This window comes from Miniphocaeibacter massiliensis (assembly GCF_900232905.1).
Taxonomy (GTDB): domain Bacteria; phylum Bacillota; class Clostridia; order Tissierellales; family Peptoniphilaceae; genus Miniphocaeibacter; species Miniphocaeibacter massiliensis.
This window is the reverse complement of sequence record NZ_OCTQ01000001.1, coordinates 65,649-89,954: the sequence shown is the minus strand read 5'-3', so window position 1 is coordinate 89,954 and position 24,306 is coordinate 65,649. Positions and strand designations below refer to the sequence as shown.

Sequence of the window (24,306 nt, the reverse complement as noted above, 5' to 3'; positions counted from 1 at the left end):
ATATCTAAGAGCTTAATCTTTTTTATTAACTTCTTCATCTCCAAAGTCTTCAGGCAAAGTGATTTTTACAAACTGTATTCTCTTATCCTTAACTTCTTCAATATAAAAATTAATCCTATCTATAACTAAAGTTTGTGTTTCTCCATCACTTGGGATATACCCCAAATGAAATATCAGTAATCCTCCAAGCGTATCATAATCTTCTGTATCTTCATCAAATTTAGAACCTACTTTTGAATTTAATTCTTTAATTGACACTGACCCTTTTACATGAAATGTCTGTGGGTCAATAATTTTAATATCTGGTTCATCATGGTCATACTCATCATCAATATCTCCCATAATTTCTTCAATCAAATCTTCCATAGTTACAATTCCTGAAAAACCACCATATTCATCAATAAGAATAGCCATATGCTTTTTGCCTTCTTGAAGTTCCAAAAATAAATCATTTATATTTTTTCTCTCTGGAACAAAATAAGCAGGTTTAAGTATTTTTCTTATATCTACATTTTCAAATCCGTGAATAAAAGCTTCTTTTAAGTAATCTTTAATGTAAAGTATCCCGATAATATTATCTATATCATCTTCATAAACGGGAATTCTACTGTATTTTAGTTCCATCATTTCGCCAATATATTCATCAACTTCACTATCGGCATCAATCATGAACACCTCTGTTCTTGCAGTCATAATATCTTCTGCTAACTTATCGTCAAACCCAATTACGCTATCTATCATTTCTCTTTCAACAGGATTAATAACGCCTTGTTCCTGACCAACTTCTACCATAGATTTTATTTCTTCTAAAGTAACCTTCTCTTCTACGCCCTCAGTTTTTTGCCCTAAAATTCTTAAAACACCATTTGTTGTTGCTGATAATAGCCAAACAAAAGGTTTCATAAATTTTGCTACTAAACTTACAAATGGTATTGCCAATATTGAAAATTTCTCAGCGTTTAACAAAGCAATTCTTTTAGGTACTAACTCACCAAATACTAAATTAAAAAATGCCAAAATAATAGTAACTGATAAAAAAGATATATTTGTTGCATAAGGTATACCAAAATCTCCCAAAAATTTACCTAAGTCTTCTGATAAACCTCTAGATGCAGATCCTGCTGCAAAGAATCCTGCCAAAGTGATTCCTACTTGAATTGTAGATAAAAACCTTGACGGCTCGCTAAGTAACTTTAACAAAGTTTTAGCTCTTCTATTCCCGTCTTCTGCCATATTTGATAGTTTCTTTTTGTCTACAGATACCATTGCCATTTCTGATGCTGCAAAAAATGCATTAATAGTTGTTAGTAAAATTAAAACTAAAATTTGCATCGTGACGCTGGGTCCAGTTTCTTCCATAATTTCCTCCTAAATAAAAATTATTACATAGTTTAATATAGCACATATTATTAATAAAAAAAAGAGGCTATGCCCCTAATTCTACAATAAAAGTATTACCTATATCTCTATATGGTTCCCACCTAATCTTACCTTTGTGATTTTCTACAATTTTATTAGCTATAGCTAATCCTAAACCATATCCTCCTTCTCCATCTCTATTTCTAGATTCTGAATCTCTTATAAACCTTTCAAAAATTCTTTTGGAATTTTTTTCACTTATAATATTTCCAATAGAAGTGATTTTAAAGAATATTTTTTTATCTTTTTTGTAAAGATTAATATCAATATTATTTCCTTGTTCAGAATATTTACAAGCATTATCTATTAAAATAATTATTAATCTTTTTAATTGTCCTCTATCTCCAATACAATGAATTTCTTCATCTACACTTGCATACTCCATTTTAAGACCTTTTTCAAATACAATCGATTCAAATGTTAATAATACCTCTTCTACAAGTTCTGAAAAATTAACATCCGAATAATTTATATTCATATTTCCCATATCACCTTTTGCCAAATATAACATTTCTTCCACTAGATCTTTCATCCTAATAGCTTCATCATTTGTATTATCAATCCACTTATTCTGAGCTGATGTTAAGTTGTTATATTTTTTTAAAATTTTTAAATTGGCTAATATAATAGTAAGAGGTGTCTTTAATTCATGTGATGCATCAGCTATAAATTGTTTTTGTAGATACCAAGCTTTTTCAACAGGTTCAAGTGCCCAATTGGCTAAAAACTTCGCTATTAAAAATATAAATACAAAAGCAATTATAAAAGCAGTAATTAACATTTCTAATAAAGACTTTAAAAGTTCTAATTGTCCTGCTACAAATGAAATAGCTACATATCTTTCATTGTTATCATATGGATCAACTAATTTCAAATACTTCATGCCATGTTCTTTTACAAAACCACTTACTTTATCACTACTGTCAATGGCTTTAAAGATAGTTTCTGCTACTTCTGATTTCAATTCTTGATCAATATTGCTATTAATATATACAAACTTATCATTTACCACTTTGTAAATGAAAGTATAATATGTATTTTTATTTACAAAAGTATTCTCCGGAACATAATTCTTGTCTAATATTGTAATTGCAGTATTTGCCATACTTTCTGTTGTACTCTTGTCCATACTTTTATAATTTACTACATAAATGCTTATTAAAATTGCTAATAGAACAAATGATACTAACGTCATTGTAATTGTTATAAATTTTCTTTTTAATTTAACCAGCATATTCAAGTTTATATCCCAACTTTCTTAATGTTGTAATATTAACGTTACTCTTTAAAAACTTTAATTTTTTTCTTAAAAATGAAATATATACCTCTACATTGTTATCTTCAGCATCCGAATCATATCCCCAAATTTTTGATATTAGCTCATCTTTAGTTACCACTATATTTGTATTACTCATTAATAATTTCATTATTTCAAATTCTTTAGCTGTTAAATTAATTGATTTTTCGTTAGTTGATAAATTATAGTTCGATAAGTCCAACTTTAAATCTTTAAATTCTATTTCGTTAATATATACTTGTCCTTGTCTTCTTGTAATTGATCTTATCCTTGCCAATAATTCCTCTGTATCAAAAGGTTTTGTCATATAATCATCAGCACCATAATCTAAGCCTTCAACTTTACTAGAAATTTCATCCTTAGCAGTTAACATCAATATCGGTGTATCTATTTTGTTTTTTCTTAATTCTTTTAAAATTGTAAATCCATCTAAACCAGGTAACATTACATCTAAAAGAATTGCATCATATATATCAGATAATCCATAATCTAGGCCGTCTTTACCATTATGAACTACATCAACATCATATTTTTCAGATTTTAATATTTCAGAAATAGCCTCTGATAATCTTTTTTCATCTTCTACTATTAAAATTCTCATTCCATCACCTCTGCCTATGTATATTATCAAATATACCTTAAAAGAAACTAAAAAAAAAGGTGCTGTGCACCTTTTTTGAGATTATTTATTATTTTACTAAATTTAATAAAACTCCACCATATTCTAGAACTAATGGTGCAAATACTAATGAAACTACAGTCATTAATTTTATTAATATGTTTAATGATGGTCCTGAAGTATCCTTAAATGGATCTCCTACTGTATCTCCTACTACTCCAGCTTTATGAGCTTCTGAGCCTTTTCCACCATGGTGTCCATCTTCAATATACTTTTTAGCATTATCCCACGCTCCACCAGCATTTGACATAAATATCGCCATTAAAACACCAGTTACTAAAGAACCTGCTAACAAACCACCTAGAGACTCTGCTCCTAATAAAATACCAATTAACACAGGGGTTACTACAGCAAGAACTCCTGGTATAACCATTTGTCTAAGTGCTGCTGAAGTTGAAATATCAACACATTTTTTATAATCTGGCTGAGTTGTACCTTCCATTATACCTGGCATCTCTTTAAATTGTCTTCTAACTTCTTGAATCATATCATTTGCAGCAGTTCCTACTGCCTCCATTGTTAATGCTGAGAACAAGAATGGAAGCATACCTCCTATAAACATACCTGCAATAACTTCTGGCTTCGTAACGTTAATTCCATCTAATTTTACCGCAGCAGTAAATGATGCAAATAAAGCTAATGCTGTTAATGCAGCTGACCCTATAGCAAAACCCTTACCTACTGCTGCTGTTGTATTACCTACAGCATCAAGTTTATCTGTAATAGTTCTAACTTCTTCTGGAAGTTCACACATTTCTGCAATACCACCAGCATTATCAGCTATAGGACCATAAGCATCTACAGCTATAGTCATACCACAAGTTGATAACATACCGATAGCTGCAATAGCTATACCATATAATCCTTCACTTCCATTACTCGCTCCATTAGATGCAAAGTATGCAACTATAATGCCTATCGCTATAGTAATTATAGGTAGAGCTGTTGACTTCATACCAACTGCAAGTCCTGAAATAATATTAGTAGAAGAACCTGTTTCAGATTCTTTAGCTACTTTTTGAACTGGCTTTTTATCTCCTGATGTAAAATACTCAGTAAACTGACCTATTAATAAACCTACAACAATACCTACTGTAACAGCTATAAAAGGACTAAATTTATTTAATATCATTTTCGATAAAATTCCTGAACCAATTATCGCAATAATAGCACTAGAAAATGTTCCCATGTTTAAAGCTTTTTGAGGATTTTTATTGCCTTTTACAAAAAACACGCCTAAGATAGATGCTAAAATACCTACAGCTGCAACAGCTAGTGAATAGAAAACGCCATCAGAGCCAAAGGCTAAAACGCCCAAAGTTATACCTGATAATATAGAACCTACATATGATTCAAATAAATCAGCTCCCATACCTGCAACGTCCCCAACATTATCCCCAACATTATCTGCTATAACTGCTGGATTTCTTGGGTCATCTTCTGGTATACCCGCTTCTACTTTACCAACTAAATCTGCTCCAACATCTGCTGCTTTAGTGTATATACCACCACCAACTCTTGCAAAAAGTGCAATTGATGATGCTCCAAAACTAAATCCCGTTACTATAGTTTCTTGTTTAAAAACTAAATATGCTACTGTAATTCCTATAATACCAAGTCCTACTACAACCATTCCCATTACAGCTCCACCAGAAAATGCTACATCTAAAGCTTTTCCCATTCCGCTTTCTCTTGCAGAATTGGCTGTTCTAACATTTGCTTTTGTCGCAGCAGTCATACCTACATATCCTGCTAACATGGAGAATAGTCCACCAAATATAAAACATACTGCAGTTTGCCAGCTAATAGCAACAGCTAATAACACTGCAACTACTACTAAAAATATTATAATTGCTTTGTTTTGTCTACCTAGGTATGCCATCGCTCCATCATGAATAAAACCAGAGATTTCTTTCATTCTGTCGTTTCCCTCAGATACTTTACTTATACTATTAAACTTTATAAAAGAAAATAGTAACGCTAAAATACCTGAACCAATAGCTATGTACCCAAAAATACTTGAATCCATTAAAATTCCTCCTTAAAATAATACAAATTGTAAATAAAATAAAAATAAAGCGATTAACTTATAATCGCTAAATCTAACTCAGTTAATAAAATAGTATATATAATAGAATTAAGAAAAAACTGCTAATAACAATGCAGATGCTAAAAATATTATAGAAGTAACTACAACTATTCTATCTATAAAGTAATTTTTAGAAGTTTTTCTTCCATAACCACTTGTATTTGAACTTTCAGTCAAAGATGCCATTCCATCTGACTTAGAATCCTGAAATAAAACACTTACTATTATAATAAAACTTGCAATCGCTAACAAAATTTGTACTGCTAACTTCATTCCACACCTCCTACTTCATAACATCATTACGATAATATCATAATTTCCTTATGTTATCAAGCATTCACGATCTTAATTTTCCAATACAAATTAATTAACAATTATAAATTTATACAAAATATAAATTTATAATTCAATTGATAACTATTATTGACTGCATGCAAAAAAATTGATACTCTTTTAATGTAATGATATTAATTATCAAAAGGAGTTAATATGCTTAAACTGCTTGAACAATACCTTATAAATCACTGTGCCCCTACTTTGTGTGGTGTTAAAATTGCTAATTTAATAAGTGTACCTCTAAAAGATATTGAATTAATAGATATTCAAAGTGTAAATAAATTAATAAACAAACATAATATGCACCTTTACCTACTAAGAAAAAATTCAAAATCTATGCTGTTGTATATTTTTAATATTAGCGATTTAACAAAAAGGCTTAAAAAAAATAATGTGAAAGATTTTTTGGATAAATATTATTATCCATTAAATAGTGTTTTTGATATTTTAGAACATTTAAAATTTAGAATTAACTCTAACAAAGAATTTCCACATGAAATAGGTATTTTTTTAGATTATCCTCTCTCCGACATTGAATCTTATATTTTAAACAGAGGAAAAAATTTTATTTTTGTAGGGACTTGGAAAGTTTATAATGATATTGAATTTGCATTAAAAAGATTTAACTCCTTTAAATTATGCAACTTATATTGCAAATACTATTTTGATATAGGTTTGAATATAGAAGATATAATAAATAAATATAAAGGAGAAAAGAATGAAGAAATTAGCTATAGTTTATTGGAGTGGAACAGGTAATACAGAAAGTATGGCAAATGGCATATTAGAAGGAGCAAATTCTATAACAGATGATGTTGATTTAATATTTAGTGATGATTTTAGTGATTCAAATGTTGATGATTATGAAGTAATAGCCTTCGGATGTCCTTCTATGGGAGACGAAGAGCTAGAAGATAGTTTTGAAGATATGTTTTCATCTTGTGAAGATAAATTAAATGGTAAGAAAATAGCACTATTTGGTTCATATGAATGGAATAATGGTGAATGGATGGAAACTTGGACTAATAGAGCCAAAGAATTAGGTGCTAATTTAGTAGCAATATCTTTACCAGTTTATGATAATCCTACTGATGAAGACTTAGATAAATGTAAAGAATTTGGAAAAATTTGTGCTAGTGCATAAATAAAAAGAGCTTTTAATAAGCTCTTTTTTATTTATATCTTTTTTCAATTTCTAGCATTAAATCGTCTAGAGTAATTCCTTGGTTATAAAGCAATACACTTAAATGATATAATAAATCAGAAGATTCATATATAATTTCTTCTTTATCATTATTTTTTGCACCTATTATAGTTTCAGCAGATTCTTCTCCTATTTTTTTACAAATCTTATCTACTCCTTCTCTAAGTAAATAATTTGTATATGATCCTTCTACAGGATTTTCTGCTCTATCTTTTATTATTTCATATTCTTTAAATAACATTTGTCTGTCAGGAACTTCTTTGTAAGATTCCACATCATTAAAGAAACATGAATTTTCTCCTGTATGACAAGCTGGTCCTTTAGGTATTACCCATAAAATTACAGTATCTCTATCACAATCTAAAGCTATTCTTACAACTTCTTGAGTATTTCCTGAAGTTTCTCCTTTATTCCATAGTTCTTTTCTAGATCTACTATAAAACCATGAACTCTTTGTTTCTAAAGTTTTTTCTAATGCTTCTTCGTTCATATATGCAAGCATAAGTACTTCTTTAGTAAGTGCATCTTGTACAATTGCTGGTATTAAACCATCAGAATTCCATTTAATAGTTTTCGTTTTCATAGCAACTCCAATCAATCTCTATATTTTTGAATATTAAATATCTTTTTAAATCATGTATATCTATTTCGTTAAAATGAAATACTGAAGCTCCTAATGCCGAATCTGCTCCATTATCAAAAGCTTCTTTAAAATGTTCCATAGTGCCTGCTCCACCAGATGCTATTACGGGAATATTAAGTTCTTCATTTAACCTTCTAGTAAGTTCTAAGTCATAACCTAATTTTGAACCATCACCATCTATTGAATTCATACAAAGTTCTCCTGCTCCAAATTTTTCAAATTTTTTGGCAAGTTCTATAACATCAATTCCTGTATCTTCAGTTCCACCTTTTACATACACATTCCAAGAACCTTTTTCATTTTTTTTACCATCAAGAGCTACCATAATTTTTTGACTTCCAAACTTTTCTGATGCTTCTTTTATAAATTCAGGTCTCTTAATTGCTGCTGTATTAATTGAAACTTTATCAGCGCCAGCTTTGAAAACTTCTTCTATATCTTCTAATGTTGCAATTCCACCTCCAACAGTAAAAGGTATGTTCTTTTCATTACAAATCTCAGCAATTTTTTTAGCTACATCTATTCTATTTCCTCTTCCTTCATTAGATGCAGTTATATCATAATAAACTAGTTCATCTATGCCTTCATCTGCATAATACTTTGCTCTTTCAACTGGATCTGCTATTTCTTTAATATCCACAAAATTAACACCTTTTACAAGTTTTCCATCTTTACAATCTAAACATGCTACTATTTTTTTCATCATTTATAAAATCACCCACTTATGAAAATTTAGATATTTCATCCATAGTAATTTTGCCTTCATACAACGCTTTTCCGGTAACTCCACCATAAAGTCCTATATCTTTTAATTTGTAAAATTCATCTATACTGCTTAAACCACCTGCTGCAATAATATTATCTCCAAACATTTCTTGAAGTTTACTTAAAACTTCTATATTTGGTCCCTCTAACGTTCCATCTCTTTCAATATCTGTATATATAATAGTTTTTAAACCATATGATTTTAACTCTTTGCAAAAATCAAATATTTGTCTATCTGATTTTTCAATCCACCCTTTTATTGCTACTTCATCTCCATAACAATCAACAGAAACTGCTATTTTATCTCCATATTTTTCTACCAATTTTTTTATTAATATAGGATTTTCAACTGCAACTGTTCCAAGTATAACCCTACTAACACCAATTGAAATTAATTTATCTACTATTTCTTCTGTTCTAACTCCTCCGCCTACTTGAATAGGCACATTTATAGACTTTACTATTTCTTCAATAATATCATAATTTCTTTTTTCATTACTAAATGCACCATCTAAATCTATTAAATGTAGATACTTGGCACCTTTTTTTTCTAAATCAATTGCTACATTAATGGGATTATCAAAATAATATGTTACTTCATCTTCTCTTCCTTTATGTAACCTTACACATTTTCTATCTTTTAAATCAATCGCTGGTAAAATTAACATTAAATAACTCCTTTTGTTGAAGGTATTTCAGTGTTCCCCTCTTCTATTTTGCAAGCTTCCCTTAAAGCTCTTCCCAAAGCTTTAAAAATAGATTCAATTTTATGATGATCATTTTCTCCATAATGAGTATTGACATGCAAGTTGAATTTTCCATTTATACAAAATGCATATAAAAACTCTTTTAGCATTTCTGTTTCAAAATCTCCAACTTTCTCACGTTTTAAATCTACATTAAATACCAAATAGCCTCTACCACTTAAGTCTAAATTTACGGTAGTTAGAGTTTCATCCATGGGACAAGTAAAACTTCCATATCTATTAATTCCTGCCTTATTTCCTAAAGCGTTAATTAAAGCTTCTCCTAACACTATTCCTAAATCTTCAATCAAGTGATGGTTGTCTATATAAGTATCACCTTTGGTATAAATATCTATGTTAAACTTCCCGTGTTTTGTAAGTAAATTTAACATATGATCAAAAAAACCTACTTCTGTTTTTCCATTCAATACACCTTTACCATCAACATTTAACTTTATTTTTATGTTTGTTTCAAATGTATTTCTTTCAATAGCTCCTATTCTTTCCATAACTACTCCTCTACCGAAAAAGATTCTATAATTAAATCATTAACTTCTCTGTTAGATATTGAAACTCTTATACAGTTTTCAAGTTCTGGTTTATTGTTATAAACTTTTGCAAGTATACTATTTTTTTCTAAATTCTTAATAATACTATCTCTGTATATTGAGTCTGTTTTTATTAATACAAAGTTTGTGCTACTGTTATAAACTTCTAAATAATTATATTTTCTTAATTCTATAATTAACCTATCTCTTTCATTTTTGAAAAAATTAATTCTATTCAATATTAATTCTTTGTTTCTTAAAACATTAGTTGCTATAGCTTGCGTTAAACCATTTACGTTATATGGAGGCTTAACTTTATTCAAACAATCAATCATTTTTTTACTTCCAATCCCATAACCAATCCTTAGTCCTGCAAGTCCAAAAAGTTTTGAAAGTGTTCTTATAATAATTACTCTATCATTATTGGTATAATCATATTCCTCTAAATCCGAGAATTCAATATATGCTTCATCTAATACTATTATACTTTGAGTATTATCTATAATTTCATTTATTTCTTCTCTAGACATTAAATATCCTGTTGGATTATTTGGTGTACATAAAAATAATATCTTGGCGTTATTTTTATTACTCTCTTCTATTATAGCTTTTGTATTAATAACATAACCTTTTAAATCGGGAACCTTTATAATTTTCCCATAATTAATAGTTGAAGTAACTTGATACATTTCAAAACTTGGACTATGTACAACAACTGTGTCATTAGGTTCAACAAATGTCATAATAGCTAAGCTTATTACTTCATCTCCACCATTGCCACAAATTATATTTTCTTTGTTTCTATTAACAAATTTAGCTAATTCTTCTCGTAGTTCATTTGCATTTGGATCTGGATATTTATTAAAATTAAAATTTTTTACAACATCATTAATAATATTTCTTAAAACTTCATCTTCTCCAATATTAAAAGGACTTTCATTAGCATTGACTACATATTTTTCTTTTATTAGCTTAGTTTCATAATTTGAAAAACCACATAAACATTTTTTTAAATATTTCTCCATTCTAATCCTCTTTAAATCTTACATCAATAGCATTAGCATGAGCAAATAGCCCTTCATTTTTAGCAAATGTTTGAACTTTTTTTTCAACTTTTGATAATGCATCTTTTGAATAATACAAAATGCTACTTCTTTTAAAATAGTCATAAACTCCTAAAGGTGATGAAAATTTAGCTGTTCCACTTGTAGGAAGAGTATGGTTTGGTCCAGCAAAATAATCTCCTACTGGTTCTGGTGTATATTCACCTAAGAAAATTGCACCTGCATTTGTTATTTTATCTAAGTAGCTTTCTGGATTTTTATATAATATTTCCAAATGCTCTGGAGCAAATTCATTCATCCATTCAATTGCCTCATCTTTATCTCTAGCAACTATACCTAGAGAGTAATTTTCTATTGATTTTATATTAATTTCTTTTCTAGGTAGTATATCTAATTGTCTGTAAACTTCATCTTTAACTTTCTCTGCTTGTTCTTTAGAAGTAGTTATAAAAATTGGTGCTGCCATTTCGTCGTGTTCTGCCTGTGATAAAAGATCTGCTGCTATTATTCTAGGATTTGTATCTTCATCAGCTAAAATACCTATTTCACTTGGTCCCGCTATCATATCTATGTCAACTTTACCAAACACTTGTTTTTTTGCAGTAGCTACAAATATATTACCTGGTCCAACTATTTTATAAACAGGATCTATGCTTTCTGTTCCATATGCTAGAGCTGCTACTGCCTGTGCTCCACCTACTTTATATATTTCATCTACTCCTGCCACATAAGCCGCTGCTAAAATATATGAATCTACTTTTCCAGTCTTATCTGGCGGTGTAACCATTGCTAAAGACTTAACTCCTGCTACTTTTGCAGGCACAGCTGTCATTAATACAGTAGAAGGATATCCTGCTTTTCCTCCTGGAACATACAGCCCAACTCTTTCTATAGGTGTAATTTTTTGTCCTAGCTTAACCCCATCTCTAAATTCTTTATACCAAGTAATCTCTAACTCTTCTTCATGATAAACTTTAATATTTTCTGTTGCTTCTTTTAAAATACTTAAAAACTCATCTCCAACATCTTTAATAGCAAAATCTATTTCTTCTTTGGATACTTTTAAACTTTTTAATTTGACTCCATCAAATTTTTCAGTATAATTCTTTACAGCATCGTCTCCATTTGCTTTTATATCCTTTACTATACTTCTTACAATATCTTCTACTTCTAAATTATCTTCTTCATCCCTTTTTAAAAGTTCATTTAAAACCTTGCGTTTGTTCATACCATCTTTAATTTCTAATATTCTCATCTTAGCACCTCCTATTTCAATTCTAAAGTTTTTAAAATTTCCATAATATTTTCAACTTGTTTACTTTTTGTTTTTAAAGCAACTTTATTACAAATCAGCCTAGAAGAAATATCTAGTATTTTTTCATCTTCAACCAAATTATTTTCTTTTAAAGTACTACCTGTTTCAACAATATCAACAATCAAATCAGATAATTTAACAATTGGTCCAAGTTCAACTGAACCGTTTAATTTTATTAAATTAATAGTAACTCCTTTGTTATTAAAGTACCTACTTGTGATATTTGGATATTTTGAAGCTACTAAAACCTTCTTGTTATAATCTATTTTAGATCCCTTTATAATTGCTGTAGCCATTCTACAAATTCCAATATTCAAATTCATAAGTTCATATACTTTATAATCATCTTCTAATAAAACATCATTACCTACTATTCCTATGTCAGCTGCTCCATTTTCTACATAAATTGGAACATCTTGAGATTTAACTAATATTATTTCAATTTTTTTACTACTATCCAAAAATAGTAATTTCCGACTTTTTTCACTGTATTCTGGGAAAACCAAGCCACATTCCTCAAATCTTTTCATAGCTTGTTTGTGTACTCTTCCTTTTGCAAGGGCAATGTGAATTACTTCATCATAATCTCCATCTTGTAGGTATTCATCAACTAGATTTACATTAATACCAAAACCACAACACGGTCTATTAGCACCAAAATCACCCGATAGTTTGTTACATCTTCCTCCACTAACAACTGGAACATGAAGTGAGCCTGCATATACTTTGAATATCAAATCTGTATAGTAATTTAAACTATTAGTAAAAGATAAATCTAATTTGACCTTTATATTAGTATTTTTCTCTATAATAAATTTATGAATTTCTTCCATTCTCAATAATGCATATTTCATTTCATTATTTTTAGCATATTTTTTTGCTATATTAATTATACTATCAAAATCACCAAATAATTTAGGTAAAATATTTAAGAATTCTTTATCTTCTTTGCCAATATTTAATGTATTTAAATATTCATTAATATCACTAATATTTTTTGTTTCAATCAGCTCTTTAATTTTGGATTTTTTGTCTTCTTCTATATTTAAAGATTTAAAATATCCTTCTTGATAAGCTATATTCCCAATATCAATTTGTATATTAGAAAACCCTATTTTTCCTAACATTTTAGTAGACAAATTAATAATCTCATAATCTACTTCAGATGTATCTGCTCCAAAGAGTTCTACTCCTCCTTGTAAAAAATCTCTTCCATAATTTTTATGACTTTTGTACTCTCTAAATATAGTTGTTAAATAACACAACTTAACTACTTCTGTTACTTCGAATTTTGACGATACAATTTTTGCAATAGGTATCGTTGCATCTGGTCTTAACACTATAATCTTACCATCTTTATCTATTACCTTTGTCATATTTAATCTATCTAATTTATCATAGTTTTTATATAACTCATAATTTTCAAAATATGGTGTACTAATTTGTTTAAATCCTTCTCTCTTAGCACAATCTAAAATAGTATTTCCTATACTATCAATCCTCTTAATCTTATCTTCAAATAAATATTCTGAACCCTTTAAAAAATATTTTTCCATTATTCACCTCAAAAAATAAAAAAATAGCCACTATACCAGTGGCTATAATATACTACAAAATAACACTAAAATATAGCCATATATAATTATAGATGGCTGTGATGATGTACTAAATTATTTAATTTATTATATCTAAATAAATTTTTCATAATGCATCTCCTTTTTTATATAATAAACTATTCAAGTTTGATTGTCAAATTAATTAACAATTTATTTTCTTGTGATATCTAACTAAAATATTTACGCTGGTACATATTGTTAAATCTACATTATTTTATTAATTATTTCATTTACTAATATAAAAAAAGCAACTCTAAAATCAGAGTTGCTTTTTTGTTAATTTAATATACTTAAAGCTTTTTCTACTATATTTTCTACTGTAAAACCAAATTTATCAAATAGTAAGTTTGCTGGTGCTGATGCTCCAAAACTTTCCATTCCTATTTTAATTCCATCTAATCCTACATATTTATCCCATCCATAAGTTGAAAGTGCTTCTACTGAAACTCTCTTTTTCACTTCTTTTGGTAATATTGAATCTTTATATTCTTCAGACTGCATATCAAATACATCTGGACTTGGCATTGAAACTATTCTAACTCCATATCCTAATTTATTTATTCTTTGTGCTGCATCATAAATTAATTTAACTTCAGAACCTGAAGCCATTAAGATGATATCTATTCTTTCACCTAAGTCTTTAAGAACATATCCACCTTTCATTGCATCTTTTCCAGTCTCATACATATTTTCTAATTTTTGTCTTGTAAAAGCAAATGCTGTTGGTCCATCTTTCTTTCTAAGAGCATATTCATAAGCTGCCGCTGTTTCTTTTCCATCTGCTGGTCTAAAAGTAGTTACATTTGGAATTGATCTTAACATTGCCATTTGTTCTATTGGTTGATGTGTTGGTCCATCTTCTCCGACACCTATACTATCATGCGTAAATACATACAATACCTGTTGATTCATTAAAGCAGATAATCTAATAGTAGGTTTTACATAATCACTAAACACTAAAAATGTTGCATTATATGGAAGTAGTCCTCCATGTAAACTAATACCATTAGATATAGCACTCATAGCTAATTCTCTCACTCCAAAGTGGACATTGTTACCAATTTTATTTTCTGGACTATAATAAGTGCTATTTTTTAATTCTGTTTTATTAGAAGGTGCTAAATCTGCTGAGCCTCCAAATAAATAAGGTACTTTTTCTGAAATTTTATTTAATACTATTCCAGAATATGATCTTGATGCATCATCCTTTTCAAAACTATAAAAATCTTCATCAAATAATTCATCTGGAATTAACTTTTCTATAGAATTTTCTAATTCTAAAGCTTCTTTTGGATAAATCATTTTATATTCTTCATATAATTTATTCCATTTATCTTCCTCTAAAGCATTTTTTTCGTTAGTTTTAGCTGTTAAATCCTTTACTTCTTCTGGAATGTAAAATTCTTCTTCATAATCCCAGCCTAAATTCTTTTTGAATTCAATTATATTATCTAATCCTAAAGGTTCTCCATGAGCTGATGCTAAACCTTCTTTAGCACTATCCGCACCTATTTTAGTTTTAATCTCTATTAATGAAGGTTTATCTGTTAATTTGGCTTTTTCAATAGTTGTTGTAATGTCTTTTAATGATTTTCCATCTTCTACTAAAAAAGTATCCCAACCTAAAGCCTCATATCTTGCCCTTACATTCTCTGTAAAAGCTATATTAGTATCTCCTTCTATAGAAATATTATTTGAATCATATAACACTATTAGTTTTGATAATTTGTTTGCTCCTGCAAAAGATGAAGCTTCATTTGTTATCCCTTCCATCATACATCCGTCTCCTGCTAGTACATAAGTATAATGGTCTACTATTTTATAATTTTCTTTATTATATTTTGCTGCTAAATTAGACTCTGCTAAAGCCATACCAACTGCCATAGCTAACCCTTGTCCTAAAGGTCCTGTAGTAGCTTCAACTCCTACCGTATGTCCATACTCTGGATGTCCTGGTGTTTTACTTCCAAGTTGTCTAAATTCTTTTATATCATCTATTGTAACTCCATAATCAAATATATGAAGTAACGAATACAATAACATAGACCCATGGCCTGCTGATAATATAAACCTATCCCTATTAAACCAATTTGGATTTTTAGGATTGTGTTTCATAACATCATTCCACAAAGCAAAAGCCATTGGCGCCGCACCAATTGGTAATCCTGGATGTCCAGAATTTGCTTTTTGAATTGCTTCTACTGATAAAACTTTAAGTGTATTAGCGGCTAAATATTTACTATCCATTGTTCACCTCTCCATTTTACTATCATCTAAAAGTTTATCAATTTATGATAATAAAATCAATGATTTGAACTATTTAAAGTCATTTTAGCTTATTTGTTTATAGTATTTAATATATCATCATACAATTTTTTTGTTGAATCTTTTGTATTATCATTAAGAATATACGTTTTATCCTTAGTTTTTATAATAATATATAAATCTACATCATTATTTTTATATAGATTTACTTTGCCATATCCTTCTACTCTCCATTTTCCATAACTCTTTTTATTAGATGCTGCACCAATACTTCTAGTAGCATCAGGAAATTCCTCAAACTCTTTTAACTCAATATTTTTTACATCATTTAAGTCTATCTTAGAATCAAATTCACCAGCATCTATTTCTAAAATATCTTTATTCACAGTATATGTATAATCTTTTGTTTCTATTAACATTACAAAATAAACTGCTCCTATTATTAGAATAGCTCCTATTAAATAATTAGCGATAAAAACAAGTTTCCCCTTTGGAGTGCCTCTGTTTATACTCATTCCTAAGAAAATTTTATCTGCTACAAAAACTCTATTATCATAAGGATTGTCATAACTTATATAATCGTAAAAATCTCCTGAATCAGCTATACTATTTTTGTTTACTTCATATTTTTTATTTATTTTATTATATTTAATTATATAGTATATCATTACAAATACGCTTAATAATATTACCATCAATATAAAATTTGAAAAAATTCCTAATTTATTCACTAAAATATTTATTCCTAATATTTGTATAATTACAGATACGATATTTGCAATTACCATTTGTTTGAAAAGACTAATATTTTCATTTATTTTATTGAAATTGTAGTTATAATTTTCTTCAAAATCTTCACTTATATAAATATAGTTTTCAGATTTCATAACTATAAAAAATAACAATATTAACGGTATAGGAACTCCTACTATCATAGCAACTATAAATTCTGTTTTTAAAAAAAATATATCTAAAATTATAAATATTACAAATATTAATAAAGCGTAAATACAAATCTTATTATACCTAGATTTTAAATTACTGTTTAAAAGTTTAGTGTCTATAAATACATCTGTTTGACTGTTCCATCCTTTTTCACTTTTTAATAAAACTAATTTCTTTCTCTGTGAATTTAAATAAAGCACCTCAACAACAGTAGGAACAAGTATTACAATAAAAAATGCTAATATATAAACCATTTGCAAATATAGCATAAATAAGTTTAAAAACACTATTAAAATCAACTGTACTATTGACACTATTTTTAACATTTTTCTTGCTTTTTTTACAATTTCAAATACTTCTGCATCATCTTTGTTTCCATATGGTATCTTTACAAGTAATACTTCTCCATTTTTATATTTCAATGTTTTTGAATAAAAATAATACATTAAAAATGTATATGAAGATAATATTAATGTAGTAAATATAAACATATAAATAAACATTTTATATTCTCCTTCTATTTTTTATTAGTAAACTTTTTAACTCTCAATTTCTAAAACTTTGTTTTGAATAATGTATCTATAATCTGACTGTTGCTTTAAATTCATATTAGAAAATACAACTAAAATAATGTTACTGCCAATAAAAATGTTTTAGGTAAAAAATAGTACCTAAAAAAAGTTGCTGAATAAAATATTAAAGTTATTATTATATAAATTTCCATATTATACCCTCCATACACTTTTTATTAACATATTTTTAATTTTCAATTTCTAAAACTATAGTAGAGTACAAATTTTTTGTTTTTTCTATACTTGTATCATTAAATATATAGTTTTGGTCTTTAGTTTTTATAATTATATAGTAATTAACGTCATTATTAATATAAAGTTTAACATCTCCATAGCCTTCTACTTTCCAATTTCCATAACTTTTTTTATTATCACCCACTCCATTATTTTTAAAGGCATCTGGAAATTTTTTAAACTCTTTTAGCTCTATACCTTCTGTTTTTCTTAAATCTACTTTTGTATCATAACCAAAAGAATCTATTTCTAAAACTTTATTTTCTACAGTGTATTTATAATCTGATTGTTTTGATAAATTCATAAGGGAAAATAGGACTACAAATATGGCTATCACTAATACATAAGTTCCTATAAAGACTATCTTTCCCTTTGAATTCCCTCTATTTATTGTCATTCCCATTTGAACTTTATCTGCTACAAAAATTCTATTATCATAAGGGTTATCATAACTTATATAATCGTAGAAATCTCCAGAATTCACAATACTATTTTTATTCGTTTCGTACTTTTTGTTGATTTTGTAATATTTAATCATATAAATTATCATAACTATAAAACTTAAAAACATTGATATAAAAATAAATATAAAAAATAATTTTATTTTATTTACAAGTAAATAAATTCCTAAAACTTGTAACATTGCTATAAATATATTTATTAATATAACTTGTTTGAACAAATTTACATTTTCATTTATTTTATTTAGGTTATAGTCGTAATTTTTTTCAAAATCTTCACTTATATATACATAATTCTCAGCTTTCATAGTCATAAAGAATACTGTGATTAGCAATATTGGAGTTATCATTAAAACTGAAGATAACATTTCAGTTTTTAAAACTAATATATTTATCACTATTAAAATTAGGAAAAACAACATTGAATAAATATAAATTTTGTTGTACTTTGATTTTAAATTACTATTTAACAATCTGGTATCTATAAAAACATCTGCCTTACTTCCCCAATTATTTTCATACTTTAATAAAAGTAATTTTTTTCTTTGTGAATTTAAACAAAGAGCTTCAATGGCTATAGGCACAAGTAATACAGCTATAAAAACTCCCATATAAGATAAATTAAACCAAATCATAAAGTTAAGTAGAAGTATTAAGATTAATTGTATTATTGATACTATCTTTAACAATTTTTTTGCTTTTTCTACAATTTCTAAAACTTCCTTATCATCTTTATTTACATACGGTATCTTTAAAAGCATTACTTCTCCATTTTTGTAATCTAGTGTTTTTGAATAGAAGTAATACATTAAAAGAGTTACTGATGAAAATGTTACTGTTATCATTATATAAATAAACATTCTACGCTTCCTCCTGTAATTTTTTGGACTTAATATTTATTAAATCTATTATATTTTCAATATTAAATCCTCTTACTATAGATTCGGTTAATATAAGCTCTACTTCATTATTTAGTTTAGTCAGGAAAAGTTCGTTAGGTGTTATATCTTCTCTTACAGTTACGCCATTTCTACCTTCTGTTTTTACTATGCCCTCTTCTTTTAACAATTGATATGCTTTATTTACAGTCATTGGATTAAGTCCTGTTTGTTTTGCCATTTCTCTAACTGTTGGAAGTTTCTCTCCTTTTTCTATTTCTCCATAAGCAACTCCCTTTATTATTTCATTTCTAAGTTGCACATATACTGGAGTTGATGAGGTTATATCTATTTTTATTAACATTGTATCACCTTCCTTAATACAATTATATCATTATTTTGTATTATTTAGAATAGTACAATATATATTTATGTTAATATTATATAAGAAGGTAGCATTATGATTTTTAAAGAAATAGATAAAACTAATTATGCAGAGTGTATGCTATTAAAAGTCGCAGATAATCAAAAAACTTTGTTGCTGATAATACTAGAACTTTACTTGAGTCTGTTTATGAAGATGGACTTTATCCACTAGCTATTTATGATAACGATATAATGGTCGGACTTTTACTCTACGATTACGACCATAATATACCTGGATGGTCTTTAAGTAGATTTATGATAGATTACAAGTTTCAAAATAAAGTATATGGAAAAAAATCTGTAATAGAATTTTTAGATTATTTTAAAAACAAAGTAGGTGCTAATAAAATTTATATAAGTGTTAGCATAGATAATTATTTAGCCTTAAATATGTATAAATCTTTAGGATTTACTAAAGTAAAAGAAATAAATTATTCTTATAATGGTATACAATTTAAAGAGATTCAAATGGTAAAAATTCTATAATTTCATTACTATTAAATAAACTTTCTCTTACTTTTTCTTCTTGAAAAATATTTAAGTCTAATATAAAAATTATATATTTCTATATACAATAAAAAAGAACCGTATTTCTACGGTTCTCTAATTGCTATTTCTAAAACTTCATCTATATTTTCAACTAAATTGAAATTTAAAGTTTTTCTTATTTTTTCTGGTATATCTTCTATATCTTTTTCATTTGCTTTAGGAAGTATTATATTTTTTATATTATATCTATTTGCAGCTAATACCTTTTCTTTAACTCCACCTATTGGTAAAACTCTACCTCTTAGTGTAATTTCACCAGTCATTGCAATATCATGTCTTACTTTTTTCCCTGTTAATGCTGACACAAGAGAAGTAGTTATTGATACTCCTGCAGAAGGACCATCTTTAGGAACTGCTCCTTCTGGAAAATGTATATGAATGTCTTTATCTTTGTAAAATTCTCCTTTAATTCCTAAGCGATTTTGGTTACTTCTAATATATGAAACTGCTGCCATAGCAGACTCTTTCATAACATCTCCAAGCATTCCAGTTAGTTGAGTTTTTCCTGAACCTTCCATTATATTGGTTTCTATTGTTAAAATTTCTCCACCAACTTCTGTCCAAGCAAGTCCGTTTACAACACCAATCATATCTTCTTTAGGAATATCATCGTCTACAATTTTTACATTTCCAATATATTTTTCTAGATTTTTAGCATTTATCTTTATGCATTTTTTATCTTTTTCAACAAGTTCCATAACAGATTTTCTAACTGCTTTTGAAATAAGTCTTTCTAAATTTCTAACTCCAGATTCTCTTGTATAATTATTTATCATCTTTTTAAGAACATCTTTTGTTATTATTAATTGTTCTTCAGTTAATCCATGTTCCTTAATTTGCTTAGGAACTAGATATTTTTCAGCTATGTTAAGTTTTTCAAACTCTGTATAACCAGAAATTCTAATAACTTCCATTCTATCCAGTAAAGCTCTCGGGATTGTATTTAATGAATTTGCTGTAGTTAAAAACATCACTTTAGATAAATCATATGGAATTTCTATATAACTATCTACAAATGAGTCATTTTGTGCTGGGTCTAAAACCTCTAAAAGCGCTGATGCTGGGTCTCCTCTAAAATCTGATGCAAGTTTATCTATTTCATCTAGTAAAAATACTGGGTTATTAGATTTAGCCTCTTCCATAAGTTTAATAATTCTTCCAGGCATAGCTCCAATATATGTTTTCCTATGACCTCTAATTTCAGCTTCGTCTCTAACTCCACCTAATCTCATATTTACAAAATTTCTATTCGTAGCTCTTGCAATTGACTTTGCTATTGATGTTTTACCAACACCTGGTGGCCCTACTAAACATAGTATAGGTCCTTTTAACCCCTTAGTCATTTTCCTAACAGCTATAAATTCTAACACTCTTTCTTTAACATCATCTAAACCATAATGATCTTCATCTAGTATGTCTCTAGCTTCTGTTATATCATACTTCTCTCTGGTAGTTTTCTTCCAAGGAAGACTTAATACTTCGTCTAAATAAGAACGAATTACATTTGTATCTGGGCTACCTGGAGAAAGGTTACTTAGCCTTTTAACCTCTTTTAATACATGTTCTTCTGATTTCTTGTTTAGTTTTAATTTTTTTATATTTTCTTCATATTTAAATACTATATCTTCGTCTTCTTCTTCACCTAATTCTTCTCTTATAGCTTGAAGTTGCTCTTTTAAATAGTACTCTCTTTGATTTTTATTTATTTGTTTGGAAACTTTTTGATTTATCTTTTCCTCTATTTTTAAATACTCTATCTCTTTTAATAATATAGAGTGTATTAGTTCTAATCTTTGATAAATATCAAATTCATTAACAATATTAAAATAATCTTCTGGTTCTAATGTTATATATGAAGCTATAACGTCTGCTAATCTACTAGGATCATCTTGTTCTAATATGGGCATAATCATTTCATTAGACATATTTGGATTCATGCCTACATAATCTTTGGCATCGTTAATTACAAGTCTACTAATAGCATTTAAGTCATCTGTTCTTTCTATATCTTCTAAGCTATAAGTAAATTCCTCAACTTCTGCTTCTATTAATTTTTCTCCAAAAGTAAATTCTTTTGCCCTAGCTCTACTTATACCTTCTACCAAAACACGCATATTTCCATTTGGAAGCTTTAATGTTTGCTTAATTTCTGCAACTATTCCCGTTGAATAAAATTCATCTACTACAGGGTTTTCCGTTGCTGGATCTTTCTGTGCACATAAAAATATCAATGAATCATGTACCATAGCTTCACTTAGAGCATTTAATGATAATTCTCTTCCTACATCAAAGTGGATTACTGTATGAGGAAAAATCCAAATACCTCTCATTGGTATTACAGGTAGTTTTAATTCTTTTTTATTATATATAGTATCTATTCCCATACTTACCTCTCAAAAAAAATAGCTCACATTTGTGAGCTTTTATTCGTTAATGATTAACTTAGGACTAACATTTTTAGTAATTGTATCTTTATCTATAATTACTTCCTTAACATCTGTCCTTGAAGGCAATTCAAACATTATATCCATTAAATTTTCTTCAATTATAGACCTTAACCCTCTAGCCCCTGTCCTTCTATTATATGCTTTTTCTGCTATTGCTTTCAAAGCATCATCTGTAAATGTCAATTCGACATCATCCATTCTAAATAATTCTTTGTACTGCTTAATAATAGCATTCTTAGGTTCTACCAATATTTGTACCAAAGAATCTTCATCTAATTCCTCTAATGTAACTATTACCGGAATTCTACCTACAAGCTCTGGGATTAATCCAAATTTAAGTAAGTCTTCTGGTCTAATATCTTTAATTAACTCACCTAATTTAGACTCTTTTCTTTCCCTAATATCAGCTCCGAAACCTATAGATTTAGTTTCTTTTCTTTTTTCAATAATTTTTTCAACACCTTCAAAAGCTCCTCCAAATATAAACAATATATTTGTGGTATCAACTTGTATATATTCTTGATGCGGATGCTTTCTTCCTCCTTGTGGAGGTACATTTGCAACCATTCCTTCAATAATTTTAAGTAATGCTTGCTGAACACCTTCACCACTAACATCTCTTGTTATTGATGGATTAGCTGATTTTCTAGTAATTTTATCTATCTCATCGATATATATAATTCCTCTTTCAGCTTTTTCAATATCGTAATCCGCTGCTTGTACTAGTTTAAGAATAACATTTTCAACATCTTCTCCTACATAGCCAGCTTCTGTTAAAGATGTTGCATCTGCAATAGCAAAAGGTACATCTAAAGTCTTAGCTAGAGTTTGAGCGAGTAATGTTTTTCCTGAACCGGTTGGCCCTATTAATAGTATATTAGATTTTTGAAGTTCAATATCTTCACTATTATAATTAGTAGCTATTCTTTTATAGTGGTTATATACAGCAACTGATAAAGCTTTTTTCCCCATTTCTTGTTGAATTACATATTGGTCAAGAACCTGCTTTATTTCAACAGGCTTTTGAAGCTTCTCGAAATTTCGAGAAGCTTCTTTTATATCAATATTTTCTTCATCAATTATATCATTACATAGTCTAACGCATTCATCACAAATATAAACATTTGGTCCTGCTATTAGTCTATTTACTTCATCAGATGTCTTGCCACAAAAAGAACAACTTATCTTGTTTGTTTCAATATCTGTCATTAAATCTCCTATTTAGACTTTTCTATTACTTCGTCTACTAAACCATATTCTTTTGCTTCATAGGCATCCATATAATTATCTCTATCTGTATCTTTTTCAATAATTTCTAGTGGTTGACCTGTGTTTTCAGATAAAATATCATTTAACTTAGATCTAGTCTTTATAATTTTTTCTGCTTGAATTCTAATATCTTCTGCTTGCCCTTGAGCACCACCTAGTGGTTGATGTATCATTACATCTGCATTTGGTAAAGCAAATCTCTTGCCTTTTTCACCTGCTGCTAATAAAAATGCTCCCATACTAGCTGCCATTCCTATACAAATTGTGCTAACATCACATTTAACATATTTCATAGTGTCATATATAGCAAACCCTGCGCTTACAGATCCTCCTGGAGAGTTAATATACAATTGAATATCCTTTTTAGGGTCTTCTGACTCTAAGAAAAGTAATTGTGCTACCACTAAATCTGCTACTGCATTATTTATTTCCCCACTCAAGAATATTATTCTATCCTTTAATAGTCTAGAAAATATATCGTAAGATCTTTCACCTCTATTAGTTTGCTCCACAACCATTGGAACTAATGCCATAATAAA

The 24,306-nt window shown here is 28.2% G+C and carries 21 protein-coding genes and 1 pseudogene; 3 read left to right on the top strand and 19 right to left on the bottom strand.

Annotated features, from left to right (window positions below; all coding sequences use genetic code 11):
- Positions 1–12: 12 nt before the first annotated feature.
- The 5 genes from CS899_RS00470 to secG form a co-directional block, all read right to left on the bottom strand.
- Positions 13–1,359, bottom strand: coding sequence for a hemolysin family protein (locus tag CS899_RS00470; RefSeq protein ID WP_099203003.1), 1,347 nt, complete (start codon positions 1,357–1,359; stop codon positions 13–15).
- Positions 1,360–1,426: 67 nt separating this feature from the next.
- Positions 1,427–2,653, bottom strand: coding sequence for a sensor histidine kinase (locus CS899_RS00465; RefSeq protein ID WP_129582273.1), 1,227 nt, complete (start codon positions 2,651–2,653; stop codon positions 1,427–1,429).
- Positions 2,643–3,317, bottom strand: a complete 675-nt coding sequence (locus tag CS899_RS00460; RefSeq protein WP_099203001.1) for a response regulator transcription factor — start codon at positions 3,315–3,317, stop codon at positions 2,643–2,645. Before CS899_RS00460 ends, CS899_RS00465 begins: the two co-directional genes overlap by 11 nt.
- Before the next feature lie 88 nt (positions 3,318–3,405).
- Positions 3,406–5,424: a sodium-translocating pyrophosphatase gene (locus CS899_RS00455; RefSeq protein WP_099203000.1), complete on the bottom strand. Its 2,019-nt coding sequence runs from the start codon at positions 5,422–5,424 to the stop codon at positions 3,406–3,408.
- Positions 5,425–5,532: 108 nt separating this feature from the next.
- Positions 5,533–5,757: a preprotein translocase subunit SecG gene (gene secG, locus CS899_RS00450; RefSeq protein WP_099202999.1), complete on the bottom strand. Its 225-nt coding sequence runs from the start codon at positions 5,755–5,757 to the stop codon at positions 5,533–5,535.
- 216 nt (positions 5,758–5,973) lie between these two features.
- On the opposite strand from secG, the gene CS899_RS00445 reads away from it, so the two are divergent.
- Positions 5,974–6,579, top strand: a complete 606-nt coding sequence (locus CS899_RS00445) for a DUF3793 family protein (RefSeq protein ID WP_099202998.1) — start codon at positions 5,974–5,976, stop codon at positions 6,577–6,579.
- Entirely contained in the window at positions 6,539–6,964 is a 426-nt protein-coding gene (locus CS899_RS00440) for a flavodoxin (RefSeq protein ID WP_099202997.1), read from the top strand. Before CS899_RS00445 ends, CS899_RS00440 begins: the two co-directional genes overlap by 41 nt.
- A 28-nt stretch (positions 6,965–6,992) precedes the next feature.
- Here CS899_RS00440 and hisIE read toward each other — a convergent pair whose 3' ends face one another.
- The 11 genes from hisIE to CS899_RS00385 all read right to left on the bottom strand — a co-directional run bounded on the left by hisIE (position 6,993) and on the right by CS899_RS00385 (position 19,440).
- Complete coding sequence (gene hisIE / locus CS899_RS00435; RefSeq protein WP_099202996.1) at positions 6,993–7,607, bottom strand: bifunctional phosphoribosyl-AMP cyclohydrolase/phosphoribosyl-ATP diphosphatase HisIE; 615 nt, start codon at positions 7,605–7,607, stop codon at positions 6,993–6,995.
- Entirely contained in the window at positions 7,588–8,373 is a 786-nt protein-coding gene (hisF, locus tag CS899_RS00430; RefSeq protein WP_099202995.1) for an imidazole glycerol phosphate synthase subunit HisF, read from the bottom strand. The genes hisIE and hisF overlap by 20 nt, the downstream gene beginning before the upstream one ends.
- A gap of 16 nt (positions 8,374–8,389) precedes the next feature.
- Positions 8,390–9,100 carry a 1-(5-phosphoribosyl)-5-[(5-phosphoribosylamino)methylideneamino]imidazole-4-carboxamide isomerase gene (gene hisA / locus CS899_RS00425; protein WP_099202994.1) on the bottom strand — a complete coding sequence of 237 codons (711 nt, stop codon included), beginning with the start codon at positions 9,098–9,100 and terminating at the stop codon, positions 8,390–8,392.
- Complete coding sequence (gene hisB, locus CS899_RS00420) at positions 9,100–9,687, bottom strand: imidazoleglycerol-phosphate dehydratase HisB (RefSeq protein WP_099202993.1); 588 nt, start codon at positions 9,685–9,687, stop codon at positions 9,100–9,102. Before hisB ends, hisA begins: the two co-directional genes overlap by 1 nt.
- Positions 9,688–9,689: 2 nt before the next feature.
- Positions 9,690–10,751 (bottom strand): histidinol-phosphate transaminase, encoded by a 1,062-nt coding sequence (hisC, locus tag CS899_RS00415; protein ID WP_099202992.1) that lies wholly within the window; start codon positions 10,749–10,751, stop codon positions 9,690–9,692.
- A 1-nt stretch (position 10,752) separates the two neighbouring features.
- Complete coding sequence (hisD, locus tag CS899_RS00410; RefSeq protein ID WP_099202991.1) at positions 10,753–12,045, bottom strand: histidinol dehydrogenase; 1,293 nt, start codon at positions 12,043–12,045, stop codon at positions 10,753–10,755.
- Between the two features lie 11 nt (positions 12,046–12,056).
- Positions 12,057–13,661, bottom strand: a complete 1,605-nt coding sequence (gene hisG, locus CS899_RS00405) for an ATP phosphoribosyltransferase (RefSeq protein ID WP_099202990.1) — start codon at positions 13,659–13,661, stop codon at positions 12,057–12,059.
- Positions 13,662–13,997: 336 nt separating this feature from the next.
- On the bottom strand, positions 13,998–15,968 hold the full coding sequence (tkt, locus tag CS899_RS00400) for a transketolase (RefSeq protein ID WP_099202989.1): 1,971 nt from the start codon (positions 15,966–15,968) through the stop codon (positions 13,998–14,000).
- An 89-nt stretch (positions 15,969–16,057) separates the two neighbouring features.
- The gene (locus CS899_RS00395) at positions 16,058–17,434 is read right to left on the bottom strand and encodes a PH domain-containing protein (protein WP_099202988.1); all 1,377 of its coding nucleotides are present in this window, start codon (positions 17,432–17,434) and stop codon (positions 16,058–16,060) included.
- Positions 17,435–17,690: 256 nt separating this feature from the next.
- Complete coding sequence (locus CS899_RS00390; RefSeq protein WP_099202987.1) at positions 17,691–19,058, bottom strand: PH domain-containing protein; 1,368 nt, start codon at positions 19,056–19,058, stop codon at positions 17,691–17,693.
- A gap of 1 nt (position 19,059) precedes the next feature.
- Positions 19,060–19,440, bottom strand: coding sequence for a GntR family transcriptional regulator (locus CS899_RS00385; protein WP_099202986.1), 381 nt, complete (start codon positions 19,438–19,440; stop codon positions 19,060–19,062).
- A gap of 191 nt (positions 19,441–19,631) precedes the next feature.
- On the opposite strand from CS899_RS00385, the pseudogene CS899_RS00380 reads away from it, so the two are divergent.
- A pseudogene (locus CS899_RS00380) lies at positions 19,632–19,988 on the top strand (GNAT family N-acetyltransferase); the annotation flags it as partial.
- Positions 19,989–20,095: 107 nt separating this feature from the next.
- Here the strand turns inward: CS899_RS00380 and lon are convergent.
- The 3 genes from lon to clpP are packed head-to-tail and all read right to left on the bottom strand — an operon-like array spanning position 20,096 to position 24,300.
- Complete coding sequence (lon, locus tag CS899_RS00375) at positions 20,096–22,435, bottom strand: endopeptidase La (RefSeq protein ID WP_099202984.1); 2,340 nt, start codon at positions 22,433–22,435, stop codon at positions 20,096–20,098.
- A 39-nt stretch (positions 22,436–22,474) separates the two neighbouring features.
- Positions 22,475–23,707: an ATP-dependent Clp protease ATP-binding subunit ClpX gene (gene clpX / locus CS899_RS00370; protein WP_099202983.1), complete on the bottom strand. Its 1,233-nt coding sequence runs from the start codon at positions 23,705–23,707 to the stop codon at positions 22,475–22,477.
- 8 nt (positions 23,708–23,715) lie between these two features.
- Entirely contained in the window at positions 23,716–24,300 is a 585-nt protein-coding gene (clpP, locus tag CS899_RS00365) for an ATP-dependent Clp endopeptidase proteolytic subunit ClpP (protein WP_099202982.1), read from the bottom strand.
- Between the last annotated feature and the right edge of the window lie 6 nt (positions 24,301–24,306).

Excerpts from the sequence above, each read along its gene's own strand:
- CS899_RS00470 (WP_099203003.1), bottom strand. The coding sequence starts at position 1,359 with ATGGAAGAAACTGGACCCAGCGTCACGATGCAAATTTTAGTTTTAATT.
- CS899_RS00465 (WP_129582273.1), bottom strand. The coding sequence starts at position 2,653 with ATGCTGGTTAAATTAAAAAGAAAATTTATAACAATTACAATGACGTTA.
- CS899_RS00460 (WP_099203001.1), bottom strand. The coding sequence starts at position 3,317 with ATGAGAATTTTAATAGTAGAAGATGAAAAAAGATTATCAGAGGCTATT.
- CS899_RS00455 (WP_099203000.1), bottom strand. The coding sequence starts at position 5,424 with ATGGATTCAAGTATTTTTGGGTACATAGCTATTGGTTCAGGTATTTTA.
- secG (WP_099202999.1), bottom strand. The coding sequence starts at position 5,757 with ATGAAGTTAGCAGTACAAATTTTGTTAGCGATTGCAAGTTTTATTATA.
- CS899_RS00445 (WP_099202998.1), top strand. The coding sequence starts at position 5,974 with ATGCTTAAACTGCTTGAACAATACCTTATAAATCACTGTGCCCCTACT.
- CS899_RS00440 (WP_099202997.1), top strand. The coding sequence starts at position 6,539 with ATGAAGAAATTAGCTATAGTTTATTGGAGTGGAACAGGTAATACAGAA.
- hisIE (WP_099202996.1), bottom strand. The coding sequence starts at position 7,607 with ATGAAAACGAAAACTATTAAATGGAATTCTGATGGTTTAATACCAGCA.
- hisF (WP_099202995.1), bottom strand. The coding sequence starts at position 8,373 with ATGATGAAAAAAATAGTAGCATGTTTAGATTGTAAAGATGGAAAACTT.
- hisA (WP_099202994.1), bottom strand. The coding sequence starts at position 9,100 with ATGTTAATTTTACCAGCGATTGATTTAAAAGATAGAAAATGTGTAAGG.
- hisB (WP_099202993.1), bottom strand. The coding sequence starts at position 9,687 with ATGGAAAGAATAGGAGCTATTGAAAGAAATACATTTGAAACAAACATA.
- hisC (WP_099202992.1), bottom strand. The coding sequence starts at position 10,751 with ATGGAGAAATATTTAAAAAAATGTTTATGTGGTTTTTCAAATTATGAA.
- hisD (WP_099202991.1), bottom strand. The coding sequence starts at position 12,045 with ATGAGAATATTAGAAATTAAAGATGGTATGAACAAACGCAAGGTTTTA.
- hisG (WP_099202990.1), bottom strand. The coding sequence starts at position 13,661 with ATGGAAAAATATTTTTTAAAGGGTTCAGAATATTTATTTGAAGATAAG.
- tkt (WP_099202989.1), bottom strand. The coding sequence starts at position 15,968 with ATGGATAGTAAATATTTAGCCGCTAATACACTTAAAGTTTTATCAGTA.
- CS899_RS00395 (WP_099202988.1), bottom strand. The coding sequence starts at position 17,434 with ATGTTTATTTATATGTTTATATTTACTACATTAATATTATCTTCATAT.
- CS899_RS00390 (WP_099202987.1), bottom strand. The coding sequence starts at position 19,058 with ATGTTTATTTATATAATGATAACAGTAACATTTTCATCAGTAACTCTT.
- CS899_RS00385 (WP_099202986.1), bottom strand. The coding sequence starts at position 19,440 with ATGTTAATAAAAATAGATATAACCTCATCAACTCCAGTATATGTGCAA.
- lon (WP_099202984.1), bottom strand. The coding sequence starts at position 22,435 with ATGGGAATAGATACTATATATAATAAAAAAGAATTAAAACTACCTGTA.
- clpX (WP_099202983.1), bottom strand. The coding sequence starts at position 23,707 with ATGACAGATATTGAAACAAACAAGATAAGTTGTTCTTTTTGTGGCAAG.
- clpP (WP_099202982.1), bottom strand. The coding sequence starts at position 24,300 with ATGGCATTAGTTCCAATGGTTGTGGAGCAAACTAATAGAGGTGAAAGA.